This window comes from Marixanthomonas ophiurae (assembly GCF_003413745.1).
Classification (GTDB): domain Bacteria; phylum Bacteroidota; class Bacteroidia; order Flavobacteriales; family Flavobacteriaceae; genus Marixanthomonas; species Marixanthomonas ophiurae.
This window is the reverse complement of the sequence record NZ_QVID01000002.1, coordinates 841,839-858,728: the sequence shown is the minus strand read 5'-3', so window position 1 is coordinate 858,728 and position 16,890 is coordinate 841,839. Positions and strand designations below refer to the sequence as shown.

Below are 16,890 nucleotides of genomic sequence, written 5' to 3'. Positions count from 1 at the left end.
TAAAGGATAGCCCTTAAAATACTTTACTTTTTAAACTTCTGAATATGATATTCATTAGTTGTCAATATCTTCAGAAAAAGAATATGGCTATGGGAAGTAATTTCCCTATTTTTGCGCCCTGTATTGAAACAAAATTACTTGATGAAAGATTTATTTGATAAAATTTACAAAGACAAAGGCCCGTTAGGGAAGTGGGCAGAACAAGCTGAAGGCTATTTTGTATTTCCTAAACTTGAAGGACCTATAAGCAATAGAATGCACTTTAACGGGAAAGAAGTAATTACCTGGAGTGTTAATGATTATTTAGGCCTTGCTAATCATCCTGAAGTACGTAAAGTAGATGCCGAAGCTGGTGCCAAATACGGTTCAGCATATCCAATGGGTGCTCGTATGATGAGTGGTCATACCGATCTTCACGAACAACTACAAAAAGAATTGGCTGCTTTTGTTAATAAAGAAGCTTCTTATTTATTGAATTTCGGTTATCAAGGAATGGTTTCTACCATTGATGCTTTGGTTTCAAAAGACGATGTAATAGTTTATGATGTAGATGCTCATGCTTGTATTATAGATGGTGTTCGTTTGCATTTAGGCCAGCGTTTTACTTATAAGCATAACGATATGGAAAGTATCGAGAAAAATTTAAAGCGTGCTGAAAAGGTTGCTGAAAAGACTGGAGGAGGAATTTTATTGATTTCTGAAGGTGTTTTTGGAATGCGAGGCGAACAAGGGAGGTTAAAAGAAATCGCTGCTCTTAAAAAGAAATATACGTTCCGTTTATTTGTTGATGATGCACACGGATTTGGTACGTTAGGAAAAACAGGTGCTGGAGCAGGTGAAGAGCAAGGCGTTCAAGATGATATTGATGTATATTTTGCCACGTTTGCAAAATCCATGGCGAGTACAGGGGCTTTTATCGCTGCAGACGAAGAAATAATAAACTACTTAAAATATAACCTACGTTCACAAATGTTTGCTAAATCATTGCAAATGCAATTGGTGGAAGGTGCTTTAAAGCGTTTAGATATGTTGCGTACCATGCCAGAGCTTAAAGAGAAACTTTGGGAGAACGTAAATGCCCTACAAGGCGGACTTAAAAAACGTGGATTTGATATTGGTACTACACAAAGTTGTGTAACGCCAGTATATTTAAAAGGAAGTATTCCAGAAGCAATGGCCTTGGTAAAAGATCTTCGTGAAAATCACGGAATATTCTGTTCTATAGTAGTTTACCCTGTGATACCTAAAGGATTAATTTTACTTAGAATGATCCCAACTGCATCCCACACCATGGATGATATTAACGAAACATTAGAAGCTTTTTCAGCTATACGTGACCGCTTGGAAGATGGAACTTATAAACGTCTTTCTGCAGCTGTTGCGCAAGCAATGGGGGAGTAACCGAATTCCTACACTTCGATTAAACTCAGTATAAACATCGGCAGGAATCTTGGCAAACAAAAAGACCTATTTATAAAGTACAAAAAAACCACTTCATACAATCTGAAGTGGTTTTTTTGTAACTCTACGAAAAAGTTATAATTTTCGATAAGATTACTTTTTCTTTAGTTGATATAGTCCTATCGTTAAGAAAGTTCCTGTCACACAAATTACCAGCCCATATAAAGTAAAATCGTTTTTTATTTTAAAAACATATTCAACTACCAAGCAAATTACTACTCCAGTTAAAAAAATAGTGTCAATTGGTTTAGTTGTTTTTTTCAAAGCTAAATTGTACCAATTTTTGAATTCACTATCTTCAGGAAATGATTTGACTAATTTTTTAAAATATTTTAGTGATTTTAGATACCTTTTTTGTTCAAATAAAATTTGACCAGTGCGTAAAATTAATGCTTTTTGTATTGCATTCAATTCAGGTTTTTTTGAATTATAGCTTTGTAATTCAATAGCTTTATATAGATAGGGCAATGCTTCTTTTTCAAATTTTTTATAAGATTTGTTTAGTGAAAAATCTGAAATTAATCTCTTTCCTTTTTCAAAGTCATCGGATTTAGAATCTAATTCGAGTAGCTTTTCTTTTATTGGCTCGACCATACTTATAAACCTGTTAGGGTCTTTAAATTCATGGTTATTATAAACCACACTATAAGTTTGGTTGATATTTTTCACTCTATACTGAACCTTATTTACAAATCCTTCCTAAAGGTACTCCGTTCTTTATGTTGAATGGGTTCATAATCTTTCCAAAGCAGTTGTACCGCCGTGTTTTCTTTTAATTCAGGGTTGGTTTCTACGCGCTCAATACCTTTTGAATTGAATAAGTGTTGCATTTCTTCAAAAATAATAGCGGTAACCCCTTTTCCTTGTAGTTCAGGGGCAATTCCTATTAAGTAAAAAGCTGCAATATCATTTTTCTTTTGAGCTTGCAAAAGATGATACCAGCCGGTAGGAAATAATCTTCCATTTGCCTTTTTTAATGCTTTACTAAAAGATGGCATAACAATGGAGAAAGCAATTAGTTTCCCTGTTTCATCTTTTATGCACGTGATATAGTCTGGATGCACAAAACTGAAGTATTTTTCTTTATAATAATCTATTTGGTATTGCTGGATAGGTACAAAAGTCTGTAAATCATTGTAGGTTTTATTGAGCAAATCGAACATTTTGTCAACATACGGTAATATTTCCTTTTTGTTTTTAAATCTAATAACGGAAAGATTATAACGCTGTTTTACAATTTTTGAAAACTTAGCAACTTTCTCTTTAATGGAATTAGGTATGCTCAACTTATATTCTACCCAAGTGGCTTGTTTTTCAAAACCTAATTGTTCAAAATGCTTTGCGTAATAGGGATAGTGGTACCAAGTAATCATAGTATTTAACTCTTCAAAACCCATGGTAAGAATTCCTGCTTTTTCCATATTGGAAAAACCGACTGGTCCTTCGGTATATTCTAAATTATGCTTGGCGCCAATTTCAAAAACTTTTTCAAGTAAGGTTTTGGTCACCTCTATATCGTTGATTACATCAAACCAGCCAAATCGGACTTTTTTCTTGTTTTGTTCTTCAACTTCGAGTTGATTAATTATAACTGAAATCCTTCCAGCAATTTTCCCATCTTTATAGGCTAAAAAATACCATGCGTCGGCATTTTTAAAAACAGGGTTCTTTGCTTTATCAAGGGTTTCCATCTCGTCTTTAATTAACGGTGGAACCCAATACTTACAGTCTTTATACAATTTGAACGGGAAGGTTACAAATTGCTTTAATTCTTTTTTGTTGGTTACTTTTTTAACTTCAATCATATGATTTATTACAATTGGCTACCATCTCCATCATCTTCCAAGAGATCTTTTCGTTTGTTACGTTCGTTCTTTTCTTTTTTCTGCTCCTTGTATTTTTTTCTTTTATCACGCCCGCTTTTTCCTTTTTCTTCTATAAACTCGTCTTCGCGGTGCATATCAAACCGATAAGCGACACCAAGCCTTGCTCTCCAAAGGGAAGGAGTATCTTTAAAATTTAGTGTACCAGAAAGGTCAACCTGCAAATCTTTATTTATAAGGACAGCTACACCACCTCGCAGCAATTGATCGGCATAAAAGTCACTTTTTATACCTTGATTTTCTAAGAAAATAGAAAAATACCTATTTGTAGCGTGTGTTAATGTAAGTATGTATCCATATTCAGGGTTATCTGTAGTAACTCGATTTACAATAATATTAGTTACAAATACAAAGCCTCCAATGAAGTTGTTTTGTGTTGATAGCACAAACTTTGGACTAATAGATTTTTCTGCTTCAGGTGTAAAAGGATTGTCTTCTGTTATGTCAAAATTTGCTCCTGCATAAACAGAAATGGCTGGAATTAAGTCGGCCCATTGTATGCGATTATTGGCTTTCCAACTATATAAATTAGGACCTTTTGCTTCGCGGTTGCGGTACGGATCGTATAACAAATATTTTGCTCCTAAGGTATTACTTTTAAAATTGGCAAAATTACGTTCAAAGTTGTTCGCTCCACGGGTGTCTGTTACTTTGTTAGATTGAAAGTTACCCATTAAGCTCACCTCAAGTTCTTCTTTTAATACGCCATACCTAATTGCGTAATCCCAAGAAAAAGTATTAGCTTCAGTAAATAATAATCGATGTTCTTCTTTTCCAATACTTAACCCAGATTCAAATTGTAAAACGTTTGTTCCTACTGAAAAAGCACCTTGTGAGCTACCAGGCCTATTGGCGTTGAGTATTTCGGTGTATTGTGCCGAAAGCGTCGTGGTTGCTATAAAAGCTATTAGGAGAAAGTAAACAATTCGGTTGTTCATCGTTGTTTTGGGTTTGATTCAAAGATATAAGAATTTATCATTTATTTAATAAATTGCTTTCGTCTTTTTATACGGGTTTATGTATTTTTGAACTCTATGATTACGTTTTTGAAAACGATATTAATTATCCTTCTGGTATTTTTCGGATTAAAATTCTTAATCCGTTGGGCTACACCATATTTAATGAAGTACATTGCTAAAAAAGCAGGCCAACGTTTTGAGCAAGCTTTTAACGGAACTCAAGGTAACCCTAATTCAAAAAAAGAAAAAGAAGGTAAAGTAACGATCGATAAAGTGCCAAACAGAAAAAAATCACAAAAATCTACTGTAGGGGATTATGTGGATTACGAAGAAGTAGATTGATTTTAAAAATCATAATCGTATGATGTATGGCTGTTTGTAAAATTCTTTAGTATAAATACTACTAGAAATAGACTTTAGCGTTTTAGTTTTATAATAACCTATATTTCATATTCTTTCAGCATAGCGATTTTTTCTATTTATATCTAAAGATGTATATCCAATTGTAGCATATTTTTGTTAATTTTCACACTTCAAAAAAATTGACAGTGGCTATGAAGCATTCGCTTAAAAAATTTCTACCGCATCTTATAATTTTCATTCTTTTTATAATTGCTTCGCTGGCTTATTTTAGTCCTGTTTTGCAAGGAAAAACCATTTTTCAAAGCGACATAGCTCAATATCAAGGAATGGCCAAGCAATTAAAAGATTACCGTGCTGAAACTGGAAATGAAACGTATTGGACCGATGCTGCTTTTGGCGGTATGCCCACCTACCAATTGGGAGCTAAATATCCCCATAATTATATTAAAGATTTAGATCTTGCTATTCGGTTTTTACCGCGGCCGGCAGATTATCTGTTTCTATATTTCATAGGCCTTTACATTTTATTATTAGTATTAAAAGTTGATTATAAACTTGCTTTCCTTGGAGCATTAGCCTTTGGTTTTTCAACCTACCTTATTATAATTCTCGGTGTGGGGCATAATGCCAAAGCCCATGCTATTGCCTATATGCCGTTGGTATTGAGCGGGATTTTATTGACCTTTCGAGGTAAATTTCTTTATGGTTTTTTATTGACCACAGTTGCCATGGGACTCGAATTGGTTTCCAATCACTACCAAATGACTTATTATTTGCTATTTCTGGTTATTTGTATAGGTATTGCTTATTTAGTTGATGCATTCAAGAAAAAAATGCTTCCTCATTATTTTAAAGCTTTAGGTGTTATGGTACTTGGAGTTTTAATCGCTGTTGGTCTCAATGCTACTAATATTTTAGCAACAAAAGAATATGCAGACACATCTACCCGAGGAAATAGTGAATTAACAATCAACGCTGATGGTTCGCCTAAAGATAATGTAGGCGGTCTTGATTTTGATTATATTACAGAATACAGCTACGGAAAGCTGGAAACATTAAACTTGTTTATCCCAAATTTCATGGGAGGTGGATCTGGTGACCCATTGCCAGAGGATGGTGAAACCAAAGAAGCATTATTAAAAATGGGTGCATCGCCACATGAAGCTAGCCAGATTTTAAATCAATTGCCCACCTATTGGGGCGACCAGCCAATTGTAGCAGCACCCGCTTATATTGGTGCGGTGGTAGTCTTTTTGGCTATTTTGGCATTATTTTTAGTGAAAGGCCGTTTAAAATGGTGGATTACAGCTGCTTTTTTATTGAGCTTGTTCCTTTCTTGGGGGAAAAACCTTAGTTTCTTGACGGAATTTTTTATCGACTATGTTCCGTTGTATAGTAAGTTTAGGGCAGTTTCTTCTATTCAAGTAATTATTGAATTGATTTTGCCGATTTTGGCAGTGATAGGATTGCACCAATTTTTCAGTAGATTTGAAAGAGAAGAAGAAAAAAAGAAAGCCTTGTTGTACAGCGCCGGAATAACAGGGGGCGTAGCCTTATTATTTATTCTATTTAAGTCGTCACTTTTAGATTTTTCAAACTCATTTTATGATGCAAATATTCGTGAAAGCTTAAGTCTACCGGTTCTTGATGCTGTTCGAGATGATCGTGCAGCAATGTTGACTTCAGATGCCATCCGATCGTTAATCTTTGTTTTGCTTGCAGGTGGGGCGTTATGGTTCTTTTTAAAGAATAAACTGAAAGAAATAACTGTAATTTCAGTGCTCGCTATTTTAATTGTAATCGATCTAGTAGGAGTGGACAGGCGGTATGTAAACAATGACGATTTCGTGCAAGCAAGGGTGATGGAACAACCGTTTCAAAAAAACGGAGCCGATCTTCAAATCTTAAAAGATGATAGTAATTATCGAGTATATGATGCTACTTCAAATGCTTTTAATAGTGGGCGCGCCAGTTATTATCACAATGCATTGGGAGGCTATCACGCTGCCAAACCAGGTAGAATGCAAGACCTTAATGAATTTTACATAAGCAGGGGTAATATTGGAATGCTCAATATGCTAAATGTAAAATATATTATTACTCAAGGTGAAAATGGGGGAGCAGTGGCACAGCGAAATCCCTATGCAAATGGCAATGCGTGGTTTGTTGATAATGTGATTTTGGCAGATAATGCAAACGATGAGTTATTGTTATTAGATAGTTTAGACACCAAGAAAACAGCTATAATTCCTAAGAAATTTAAAGATAAATTACCTGTTGAAAAAATAAGTCGTGATAGCACGGCAACTATTGATTTAGTAAAGCACGAGCCACAACATTTAGTGTATGAAACTGCTACAAAATCTCCACAACTGGCTGTGTTTTCTGAAATATATTACCCCCACGGTTGGAATGTATATCTTGATGGAGAACCAACGGATTATTACAGAGCTAATTATGCGTTACGGGCGATGACCATTCCAGAAGGGATTCATAAAATAGAGTTTAAGTTTGAGCCTAAAGTTATACAAACGGGAAGTACCGTAAGTTTGATAAGCACCCTCATTTTTGTCCTGTTGTTGATAGGGGGAATCTATTTTGGTTTTAAAAAAAATAAAACTGAAATCGATAATACCTAATTGTTATGAAAAAAGTATTGATCATAACCTATTATTGGCCTCCAGCAGGTGGACCAGGTGTTCAACGTTGGCTTAATTTTGTAAAATACTTCAAAGAGTTTGGAATAGAACCGATTGTTTATGTGCCGGAAAACCCGCATTATCCATTAATTGATCCAAGCTTTGAAGCCGAAGTACCAAACGATATTGAAATCCTGAAACACCCTGTAAACGAACCCTATAAATTTGCCAAACTATTTTCTAAAAAGAAAACATCACAAATAAGTAGTGGGATTATCTCTGAAAAAAAGCAATCTTCGATAGAAAAATTATTACTTTTTATTCGTGGAAACTTTTTTATCCCTGATGCTCGAGTGGGATGGGTTAAGCCTTCTGTAAATTTTCTGAAAAAATATCTCTCAGAAAATTCAATCGATACAATAATTACAACGGGACCACCGCACAGTCTTCATTTAATTGGATTTCAGTTACAAAAGGAAACAAAACTTCCATGGATTGCCGATTTTAGAGATCCGTGGACTACGATACATTATCATAAATCGTTACGGCTTACTAAAGCTTCAGAAAAAAAACATAAAAAATTAGAAGCCGAAGTATTGCAAAACGCTGATTTAATTAGCGTAACCAGCCCAACGACCAAAAAAGAATTTCAGGAAATTACCCAAAAGCCGATTGAAGTAATTACAAACGGATACGAAATTAGAGAAAAAATCACCCCTAATCTTGACGTCAAATTTTCCATTGCTCATGTTGGTTCTTTATTAAGCGAACGCAACCCTTCTGTTCTATGGAATGTACTTTCAGAATTGGTTTCAGAAAATGAAAAATTTGCTTCTGACTTTCAATTAACACTTGCTGGAACTATAAGTGAAAGTGTGGTTGAAAGTATTAAAAAGCAAGGATTGAAAGATAATTTAAGGTTGTTAGGTTATGTTTCGCACTCTGAAGCTTTACAAATGCAACACAATGCTCAGGTGCTTTTACTTCTTGAAATAGACCGCCCGGAAACAAAAGCTATTATACCAGGTAAGTTGTTTGAATATTTTGCAGCTAAACGTCCTATCGTTGCTTTAGGTCCGAATGGAAGTGATATGAAGCAGTTAATTTCTGAAACGGAGAGCGGTCAGTTTTTTAACTATTCAGAAAAGAAAAAATTGAAATCTAATATCTTGCAATTATATTCTGAATATAAAAAAGGAGCACTAGGTGTGAATTCAAAAAACATTTCAAAATACAGTCGTAGAAACTTGACGAAACATATGGCTGAAGTTATACAAAAGGTTGCTAGGTAATAAAATGCGAAACCCCCGCTAAACTTTCGCTTAACAGGGATTTCTAACTAACCAACCAAAAATTTTTATTATCCGCGACCTCTTTGTCTACTAGTACTTGAAGACGATCGGCTACTTTTACTAGTTCCACGAGAATTAGATTTTTTTACCGAACTGCTTCGTTTTGCAGTACTTCTTTTTGGAGCACTTGAACGGTACGTTTTACTATTTGTGCTTGTTCTTCTATTTTGTGAAACAGCCTTTCTTTTATTTGAACTGCTTGCGCGTTTGTTTATACTTTGAGTTCTATTAGAGCTAACTTTTCGAGGCGTACTACTTCTTGAAACACTTCGTGTGTTACGGGTGTCTGTTCGGTTTCTTTTTACAGTCGTTTTAGGTTTAGCGCTTCTAGAGTTTGTTTTAGAAATAACATTGCGACCGGAAGTACTATTTCGATTATTCCTAGTCGTCGATTTCCGAACGGTATTTAATCTTTTAGTGTCGTTTCTAGAAATAACATTTCGCTTGTTATTAGATGAACTTCGAACTGCTTTTGTGTTCCCTCGAGAATTTGTCCCTTTGGCAACTGATGCACGATTGTTAGTGCGTGTTACGTTACTTCTACGTGGGTTATTAGTTGCATAGGTGTTACGCCGGTTTGGATTATAATCGCTACGCTTTACTACACGACCATTTTTATAATGTTTGCGACTTCCTGGACGGTAAAAGTCTCTTCTACCATTATTGTAGGCTACACGATGTCTATTATTATAATAACTTCTATGCTTTACCCAACTATAACGGTGTGGACTATAATATCTTCTATAAGGATTATCATATACTACACAGTTTGAATAATATGGTCTTGCATAATATACGTGCCATGGACGGTATACATACTTTGGAGTCCATAAGTTAATATATCCAGTAACGTGTGAAAAATGTCCGTAATTATTATAAACTACATGTAAGCCTCCAACACGTACAATACGTCTGTCGTTATAGCGGATTACAGTATTGCCTACTTCAACAACGCGACCGTATTCATCATAATATATAGGAATTTCTTCCACTTGAATCACGGCACCATAATCATCATATTGAACATATGCTTCATAATCATATCCACTGTTAAATGAAATATTTACATTGCGCGTATTTACGTTTACATTAACATTACTTCGGTTTTGACCTAAGTACACAAAATCGAACTGACCATCTGGAAATACTGAAAATTCAACATCTCCTTCTACAAACACATACGATTTCCCATCGTAACTGTAATTTGAAATTTCTTCTGGAGCGTTACTTTTTGCTGTTGCAGTAAGGCTTATTAGAAATATACTGAATAAGAATAAGGTTACTTTTTTCATAATAGAGGTTTTTAAGTTGTACTTGCTTTAAATTTTTGGTCAGCTCGGTACGTTTAGTATGAAACAATCATCGTGCCAAGATTGTTAAATTTCTGATTATCAGGTGTTTTGTTGTTTAACTGAGGCAGTGTTTTAAATTTTGGGCTTTAAGCCCTTCCGACTCTTCGGGCCACCTTCCCTTATTAAGAGAAGGAGAAAACCCGGCTTTTCACAAAAAGAGAAGGAGGAAAACTAGCTACTTTGTTTAATCAAGAGATAGAATAAATAAAAAACCCGTCTTCCCTTAATATAAGGAACTCCGGGTTTTAACTAAAAACTAATCGATAAAAAACTAATTGTTTCTTATTTAATAGCTTTCAATCTTTATGCCAAAAAATAGTATTAATTAAATCTTTTCTTTTAAATAAGTAGCGGTAAACGACTTTTTGTTTTTGGCTACTTCTTCAGGGGTGCCTTCTGCCACTACTTGTCCTCCTTTTTCACCACCTTCTGGGCCGAGGTCTATAATATGGTCGGCGCATTTCACCAACTCCATATTGTGCTCCACAACAATAACGGTATGACCTTTTTCCAATAAAGCATAGAATGATGCCAACAGTTTTTTGATATCGTGAAAATGTAGCCCAGTAGTAGGTTCATCAAAAATAAAGAGAGCTTTGTCCTTTGTGGTACCTTTAATTAAAAAGGAAGCTAGTTTAATACGTTGCGCCTCTCCGCCAGAAAGCGTAGAAGAGCTTTGACCTAACTGTACATACCCTAAACCTACATCTTGTAGTGGCTTTAATTTCTTAGTTATTTTTTTCTCATCATGTTTTTTAAAGAATGAAATAGCATCATCAACCGTCATCGTTAAAACGTCATCAATGTTTTTACCTTCAAAGGTTACTTCCAGAATTTCTTTTTTGAAACGTTTTCCATTGCACGTTTCACATTCTAGATGTACATCGGCCATAAACTGCATCTCTATGGTCACTTCGCCATCACCTTTACAGGTTTCACAGCGGCCGCCATCTACATTAAAACTGAAATGCTTGGCTTTATAATTTCGTATTTTTGAGAGTTTTTGTGAAGCAAATAGATTCCTTATATCGTCATACGCTTTTATGTACGTTACTGGATTGCTTCGGCTCGAACGACCGATTGGGTTCTGATCAACAAATTCAATGTTCTTTATATTGTTGAAACTTCCTTTTAATTCTGAAAACTGGCCCGGTTTTTCACCATAACCACCAATTTTCCGAAGCATGGCTGGATATAGAATCTTCTTAACCAAGGTACTTTTACCACTTCCTGAAACACCAGTGACAGCTGTAAAAATACCTAGTGGGAATTCTGCATCTATATTTTTTAAGTTGTTTTGCCGGGCACCGATTACTTTAATGCTTTCTTTCCAACTGCGGCGCTTTTTAGGAACTTCAATCTCCATGGTGCCATTTAGGTATTTGGCTGTAAGGGAGTCAGATTTCAAAATATCTTTAAACGTTCCTGTTGAAACCACTTCGCCACCAAAGGTTCCTGCTTCTGGACCAATGTCTATAATTTCATCGGCAGCTTTCATAATATCTTCATCATGCTCCACTACAATAACAGTATTTCCAAGATCGCGTAATGATTTTAAAACTTCAATTAACCGCTCGGTATCTTTGGGATGCAGACCAATGCTTGGCTCATCAAGTATATACATGGAGCCGACCAAGCTACTGCCCAACGAAGTGGCTAAATTAATTCGTTGTGATTCTCCTCCGGAAAGCGTGTTACTTTTTCGGTTCAGAGTCAGATAGCTCAGTCCAACATCCATTAAAAATTGAAGACGGTTGTTTATTTCAAGCAACAGCCTTTTGGACACATTCGTGTCGTATTCGTTTAATTGTAATTCTTTAAAAAAGACAGCTACCTTTTCAAGTGGAAGTTCTACTAATTCTTGAATAGCCTTTCCGCCTACTTTTACATAGCTTGCTTCTGGACGTAGTCGTTTTCCGTTACAAACATTACATTTTGTTTTTCCGCGGTAGCGTGATAACATCACCCGATTTTGAATTTTATAACTTTTCGATTCTAAAAAAGAAAAGAAGTCGTTTAAGCCTTCAAAATATTTATTTCCGTCCCAAACCAGTTGTTTTTGTTCTTCGGTAAGCTCAAACCAGGGCTTATGAATAGGGAAATCGAACTTATAGGCATTATTGACCAACTGATCTCGGTACCACCCCATACTATCACCACGCCACGGGAAAATGGCATTTTCATAAATGGACAGGGAAGTGTTAGGGATTACCAAATCATCATCAATACCAATAACATCGCCATAACCTTCACAATTGGGACAGGCACCATATGGATTATTAAAACTGAACAAATGTACGTTTGGTTCTGGGAACGTCATCCCATCAGCCTCAAAACGGTTGTTAAACTCTTTATTTGAATTATCAGATAGTTTTTCAATGTACAATTCGCCTTTGCCTTCATAAAAGGCCATTTCTATAGCATCGGCAAGGCGGTTGTAAAAATCTTCATCATCTTTCGTTATAATTCTATCGATAACCAATTGCAAGTCCTTTGTGAAATTGCTCTCTTTTAATTCATCAATACGAATTACCGTGTTTTTATTTTTAACTCGAGCATATCCTTGTTGTGCTAGAGCCTGAATTTTATTTTTCATTGTTCGCCCTTCTTCTAAATAAATAGGGGCGAGGAGGAGCATTTTTTCACCTTCAGGAAATGTTTTTATGTAGTTAATGACATCGGTTACCGTATCTTTTTTTACTTCATTGCCTGAAACCGGTGAAAATGTATGCCCAATACGAGTGTATAAAAGCTTTAGGTAATCGTATATTTCAGTAGAAGTTCCTACAGTAGATCGTGGATTGGTAGAATTCACCTTTTGTTCAATAGCAATAGCTGGTGCAATCCCTTTAATAGAATCTACTTTGGGCTTGTCCAACCGTCCTAAAAATTGCCGAGCATAGGAGGAAAGACTTTCTACATAACGGCGTTGGCCTTCAGCATAGAGGGTGTCAAAGGCTAAGCTAGACTTCCCACTTCCGGAAAGTCCAGTTATTACTACTAATTTATTTCGGGGTATAGCAACATCAATATTCTTTAAGTTATGAAGCTTTGCTCCTTTAATTAGTATGTTCTTTTTAGTATCTAAAGTGTCAATATTCAAAATAAAATGTTCTTTTTCAGGTAAGATTTTGCAAAGATACCACATAGAAATGGGGATTGCACATGTGCCGATATTATAATTTTTTTAGGAAATTTTTATGTTTTATTTGCATTTCACGTTTCTTTGTTGTTATATTTACGGCTCACAACGACAATTTTAAAATTTATTGCCTATAGCATATTATTACTTTTTACACTAAAAACCGAAACGACTAAACAGCCAAAACACGGATAGTTGTTAACTTAAAAAGTATTGATATGAAACAGAACACCCATACGGATGCAGTATTGGTTAGTGCTTACATAAACGGTGATGAATCTGCACTCTCTCATTTAATTACCCGCCACAAGCAACGTATTTACAGTTTTATTTATTCTAAAGTCTATAATAGGGATGTTACTGAAGATATTTTTCAGGACACTTTTATAAAAGTTATACGTTCATTAAAACGAGGAAAATATAACGAAGAAGGAAAATTTCTACCTTGGGTTATGCGCATTGCCCATAATTTGGTTATAGATTATTTCAGAAAAAATAACCGCATGCCAAAATTTGAAAATAAAGACGATTTCAATATTTTCTCCGTGCTCTCTGATGGAGCTTTAAATGCCGAAAAACAAATAATAAAAGGGCAAGTTGAAAATGATGTACGACGGTTGATTGAAGAGTTACCCGAAGACCAAAAAGAAGTACTCATTATGCGTATTTACAAAGAAATGAGCTTTAAAGAAATAAGCTTACAGACTGATGTAAGTATCAATACGGCACTAGGAAGGATGCGATATGCACTTATTAATTTGCGTAAGGTAATTGATAAACATAATATTGTGTTGACAAATTAATACAATAAACTGTTTTTTTGGGCGTTAATAAATAACATTAACCACAAAAAGACTCTCTATGCAAAAAATGTACTCTAAAACCTCACACCCGGAGCAGGTGTCTAAAATGGCTCCAAAAGATGAAACAATTAAGTTTCTTCTAGACTATTCGAAGGCTTTAAGTGTTAACGATTATTATAATTTGAAGTTTGAAGCACTTCTAAACTAAACTTTGTTAAAAGACCCTGAATTAATTTTCAGGGTTTTTTATGTCTTATTTTCTCTTCTTTTTATAATATTCGTTCAGTACCGTTTTCCTGCCAATTGTTTTAGTAATAATATCTTTTTCTAAATCCCAGCCACGGGCTGGAGAGTAGTGCCGTCCATACCATATTATCTGTAAATGAAGTTCATTCCATAAATCCATAGGGAAGAGACGTTTGGCATCTTTCTCGGTTTGTGTTACGTTTTTCCCGTTAGTAAACCCCCATCGGTATAGTAGTCTATGAATATGTGTATCTACAGGAAATGCAGGAACATTAAACGCCTGAGACATTACTACGCTAGCTGTTTTATGACCCACGGCAGGAAACGATTCCAATGCTTCAAAATCTGCAGGAACTTTTCCGTTATATTTTTCAATTAAAATTTCAGAAAGTCCATGAATGCCTTTCGATTTCATGGGTGATAACCCAACAGGTTTAATGATCTCCCGGATTTCTTCTACCGACAGCTTTACCATATCATACGGATTATCGGCAACTTCAAACAGCAAAGGCGTAATTTTATTGACGCGCACATCGGTGCTTTGGGCAGAAAGTAAGACTGCAATCAACAATGTGTAGGGGTCTTTATGATCTAGAGGAATTGGTATTTGTGGATACAATTCTTTTAGGGTCTTGATAACAAAGTCAACCTTTTCCTGTTTCGTCATTTTTTGCTTATTTTTAAACAAAAATAGCAAATGAAAACCTTACAAGAAGGGGACAAAGTCCCAAATTTTACAGTTAACGATCAAGAAGGCAACCCCGTATCGCTTATGGATTATAAAGGCCATAAATTGGTTGTTTTTTTCTACCCTAAAGCAAATACACCTGGATGCACCAAAGAAGCCTGTAACCTACGCGATAACTATAAAGAGCTTAAAAATAAAGGCTACAAATTGTTGGGGGTAAGTGCGGATAGTGAACGCAAGCAAAAAAACTTTAAAGAAAAGTACGATTTTCCATTTACATTACTGGCAGATGAAAACAAAGAGGTGATCAACGCTTTTGGCGTTTGGGGACCTAAAAAGTTTATGGGTCGGGAATATGATGGTATCCATAGAATGACATTTATTGTTGATGAAGAAGGAAAAGTAGAACGTGTTATTGCGAAAGTAAAAACGAAAGATCACGCAGCTCAGATTTTAGAATAAACAATATTAATAAAAAACGGCTAGGTTTTAAACAGTTAAAACCTAGCCGTTTTTTATAAGTTATATTAAATTACTTCGCCGTCTTGGTATTTTCATGATAGCTAAACAATTCCTTTTGATGGATAATTTCAGAAACCCCAGGTGGAAGCATTTCCTCCCAGTTTTCTTCTCCTTTTTCTATCATCTCTAACACTTCGCGAGAGAAGATGTTTAAAATGTTTGGGTTATAATCTTTTATATCCACTACTTTACCGTTGTACTTAAAGAACTTATATAGCTCTTTCATTCGTGGATGTACTTTCAGGTTTTCGCTAGTGGTATACTCTCCAGTCTCAGGATCACGCATTGGGTAGAGGTATACTTTAAGGTCTTTAAAGAACAATTTTCCAAAGGCTTCTAGAATACCACCACTTAAATGACGATAGTATTTTTCATCAAAAATATCGACCAGATTATTTACTCCCATTGCTAATCCTAAGCGCATTTTTGTATAGCGAGAAAAATATTCCACTAACTTATAATACTCTTGAAAATTAGAAATCATTACCGTATGACCTAGCGAACAGAGCAGTTTAGCTCGATCCATAAAATCTTCTTCATCTATTTCGCCTTCTGCTCGAAGGTTTGATAGGGTGATTTCAAAAATAACTTCGGTACGCTCTTTTTCAACTTTTCTTTCCTGTAAAAACATCTCGTATGAGTTTTCATACATATCGATGTTTACTTTTGTTACTGGTCGAAAACTTCCGCGAAGCGCTAAAATATTTTTCTTATATAAAATTCTAGCCGGTAATATATTGTTACCGTCTGGGCCAAACATAATCGCTTCGGTCATTCCGTTTTTAATAAGCTGTAAACTCATTAAACGGTTATCAATCTTTTCAAACTTAGGTCCGGAAAAGTTAATGGTATCAATCTCAATCTTGTCTTTGTCAATATGATCGTACAAATACCGTAAGAGCTTTTTGGGCTCATCGTATTTGTAATAAGCACCATAAATTAAATTAACACCAAGAATACCCAATGTAATTTGTTGCAGTAACGCTTCATTTTCGTGAAAGCGAACATGTAGCATAATTTCGCTATAATCTTCTTTTGGGTCTACTTGATATTTAATACCAACCCAACCGTGACCTTTATATTTTTTAGCAAAATCAATAGTTGCTACCGTATTGGCATATGCGAAAAAGAGTTTATTTGGATGTTTTTTTCGGGCTATTCGCTGTTCAATAAGATCTATTTCGTGCGAAAGCATTTTTTTGAGTCGGGACTCTGTAACGTAGCGTCCATCTTCTTCTTCCCCATAAATGGCATCGCTAAAATCTTTATCGTAAGCCGACATGGTTTTCGCAATAGTTCCTGATGCGCCACCAGCCCTAAAGAAATTTCGAACGGTTTCTTGTCCAGCACCTATTTCGGCAAAAGTTCCGTAGATATTTTCATTCAAATTTATTCGAAAAGCTTTACTTCTAATGGAAGGAATGTTTTCAAACTCTTTGTCTCCTAATATAGTATCTGGCATAGTGAACCTTTATTATGT

13 protein-coding genes are annotated in these 16,890 nt (G+C 35.2%); 6 read left to right on the top strand and 7 right to left on the bottom strand.

Features of this window, described 5'->3' with window-relative positions; translation table 11 throughout:
- The first annotated feature begins 141 nt into the window (after positions 1-141).
- Positions 142-1,401 carry an aminotransferase class I/II-fold pyridoxal phosphate-dependent enzyme gene (locus tag DZ858_RS14200; RefSeq protein WP_117160316.1) on the top strand — a complete coding sequence of 420 codons (1,260 nt, stop codon included), beginning with the start codon at positions 142-144 and terminating at the stop codon, positions 1,399-1,401.
- Between the two features lie 153 nt (positions 1,402-1,554).
- On the opposite strand, the gene DZ858_RS14195 is transcribed toward DZ858_RS14200, so the two are convergent.
- From DZ858_RS14195 to DZ858_RS14185, 3 genes are read right to left on the bottom strand one after another with little or no spacing between them, the layout of a single operon-like run.
- On the bottom strand, positions 1,555-2,130 hold the full coding sequence (locus tag DZ858_RS14195) for a tetratricopeptide repeat protein (RefSeq protein ID WP_117160315.1): 576 nt from the start codon (positions 2,128-2,130) through the stop codon (positions 1,555-1,557).
- Positions 2,131-2,147: 17 nt separating this feature from the next.
- The gene (locus DZ858_RS14190) at positions 2,148-3,266 is read right to left on the bottom strand and encodes a GTP cyclohydrolase (protein WP_117160314.1); all 1,119 of its coding nucleotides are present in this window, start codon (positions 3,264-3,266) and stop codon (positions 2,148-2,150) included.
- Positions 3,267-3,274: 8 nt separating this feature from the next.
- Complete coding sequence (locus tag DZ858_RS14185) at positions 3,275-4,282, bottom strand: transporter (RefSeq protein WP_117160313.1); 1,008 nt, start codon at positions 4,280-4,282, stop codon at positions 3,275-3,277.
- A 108-nt stretch (positions 4,283-4,390) separates the two neighbouring features.
- On the opposite strand from DZ858_RS14185, the gene DZ858_RS14180 reads away from it, so the two are divergent.
- From DZ858_RS14180 to DZ858_RS14170, 3 genes are all read left to right on the top strand, one after another.
- Complete coding sequence (locus DZ858_RS14180; RefSeq protein WP_317124725.1) at positions 4,391-4,645, top strand: DUF4834 family protein; 255 nt, start codon at positions 4,391-4,393, stop codon at positions 4,643-4,645.
- 212 nt (positions 4,646-4,857) lie between these two features.
- Positions 4,858-7,305 carry a YfhO family protein gene (locus DZ858_RS14175; RefSeq protein WP_117160312.1) on the top strand — a complete coding sequence of 816 codons (2,448 nt, stop codon included), beginning with the start codon at positions 4,858-4,860 and terminating at the stop codon, positions 7,303-7,305.
- A 5-nt stretch (positions 7,306-7,310) separates the two neighbouring features.
- The gene (locus DZ858_RS14170) at positions 7,311-8,597 is read left to right on the top strand and encodes a glycosyltransferase family 4 protein (protein ID WP_117160311.1); all 1,287 of its coding nucleotides are present in this window, start codon (positions 7,311-7,313) and stop codon (positions 8,595-8,597) included.
- A 68-nt stretch (positions 8,598-8,665) separates the two neighbouring features.
- Here DZ858_RS14170 and DZ858_RS14165 read toward each other — a convergent pair whose 3' ends face one another.
- Together DZ858_RS14165 and uvrA are read right to left on the bottom strand one after the other, a co-directional pair.
- Positions 8,666-9,949, bottom strand: a complete 1,284-nt coding sequence (locus DZ858_RS14165; RefSeq protein WP_117160310.1) for a hypothetical protein — start codon at positions 9,947-9,949, stop codon at positions 8,666-8,668.
- A gap of 385 nt (positions 9,950-10,334) precedes the next feature.
- The gene (uvrA, locus tag DZ858_RS14160) at positions 10,335-13,157 is read right to left on the bottom strand and encodes an excinuclease ABC subunit UvrA (protein WP_117160309.1); all 2,823 of its coding nucleotides are present in this window, start codon (positions 13,155-13,157) and stop codon (positions 10,335-10,337) included.
- A gap of 212 nt (positions 13,158-13,369) precedes the next feature.
- Between uvrA and DZ858_RS14155 the strand changes: the two genes are divergently transcribed.
- A complete protein-coding gene (locus DZ858_RS14155; protein ID WP_117160308.1) occupies positions 13,370-13,954 on the top strand; it encodes an RNA polymerase sigma factor in 585 nt (194 codons plus the stop codon).
- A gap of 253 nt (positions 13,955-14,207) precedes the next feature.
- On the opposite strand, the gene DZ858_RS14150 is transcribed toward DZ858_RS14155, so the two are convergent.
- Positions 14,208-14,867: an endonuclease III domain-containing protein gene (locus DZ858_RS14150; RefSeq protein ID WP_117160451.1), complete on the bottom strand. Its 660-nt coding sequence runs from the start codon at positions 14,865-14,867 to the stop codon at positions 14,208-14,210.
- A gap of 30 nt (positions 14,868-14,897) precedes the next feature.
- Between DZ858_RS14150 and bcp the strand changes: the two genes are divergently transcribed.
- On the top strand, positions 14,898-15,350 hold the full coding sequence (gene bcp, locus DZ858_RS14145) for a thioredoxin-dependent thiol peroxidase (RefSeq protein WP_117160307.1): 453 nt from the start codon (positions 14,898-14,900) through the stop codon (positions 15,348-15,350).
- A gap of 70 nt (positions 15,351-15,420) precedes the next feature.
- Here bcp and DZ858_RS14140 read toward each other — a convergent pair whose 3' ends face one another.
- A complete protein-coding gene (locus DZ858_RS14140; RefSeq protein WP_117160306.1) occupies positions 15,421-16,872 on the bottom strand; it encodes a TonB-dependent receptor in 1,452 nt (483 codons plus the stop codon).
- Positions 16,873-16,890: the final 18 nt, after the last annotated feature.

Coding starts and splice junctions, on each gene's coding strand:
- bcp (WP_117160307.1), top strand. CDS start 14,898: ATGAAAACCTTACAAGAAGGGGACAAAGTCCCAAATTTTACAGTTAAC.
- DZ858_RS14200 (WP_117160316.1), top strand. CDS start 142: ATGAAAGATTTATTTGATAAAATTTACAAAGACAAAGGCCCGTTAGGG.
- DZ858_RS14185 (WP_117160313.1), bottom strand. CDS start 4,282: ATGAACAACCGAATTGTTTACTTTCTCCTAATAGCTTTTATAGCAACC.
- DZ858_RS14140 (WP_117160306.1), bottom strand. CDS start 16,872: ATGCCAGATACTATATTAGGAGACAAAGAGTTTGAAAACATTCCTTCC.
- uvrA (WP_117160309.1), bottom strand. CDS start 13,157: ATGTGGTATCTTTGCAAAATCTTACCTGAAAAAGAACATTTTATTTTG.
- DZ858_RS14190 (WP_117160314.1), bottom strand. CDS start 3,266: ATGATTGAAGTTAAAAAAGTAACCAACAAAAAAGAATTAAAGCAATTT.
- DZ858_RS14170 (WP_117160311.1), top strand. CDS start 7,311: ATGAAAAAAGTATTGATCATAACCTATTATTGGCCTCCAGCAGGTGGA.
- DZ858_RS14150 (WP_117160451.1), bottom strand. CDS start 14,867: ATGACGAAACAGGAAAAGGTTGACTTTGTTATCAAGACCCTAAAAGAA.
- DZ858_RS14165 (WP_117160310.1), bottom strand. CDS start 9,949: ATGAAAAAAGTAACCTTATTCTTATTCAGTATATTTCTAATAAGCCTT.
- DZ858_RS14155 (WP_117160308.1), top strand. CDS start 13,370: ATGAAACAGAACACCCATACGGATGCAGTATTGGTTAGTGCTTACATA.
- DZ858_RS14175 (WP_117160312.1), top strand. CDS start 4,858: ATGAAGCATTCGCTTAAAAAATTTCTACCGCATCTTATAATTTTCATT.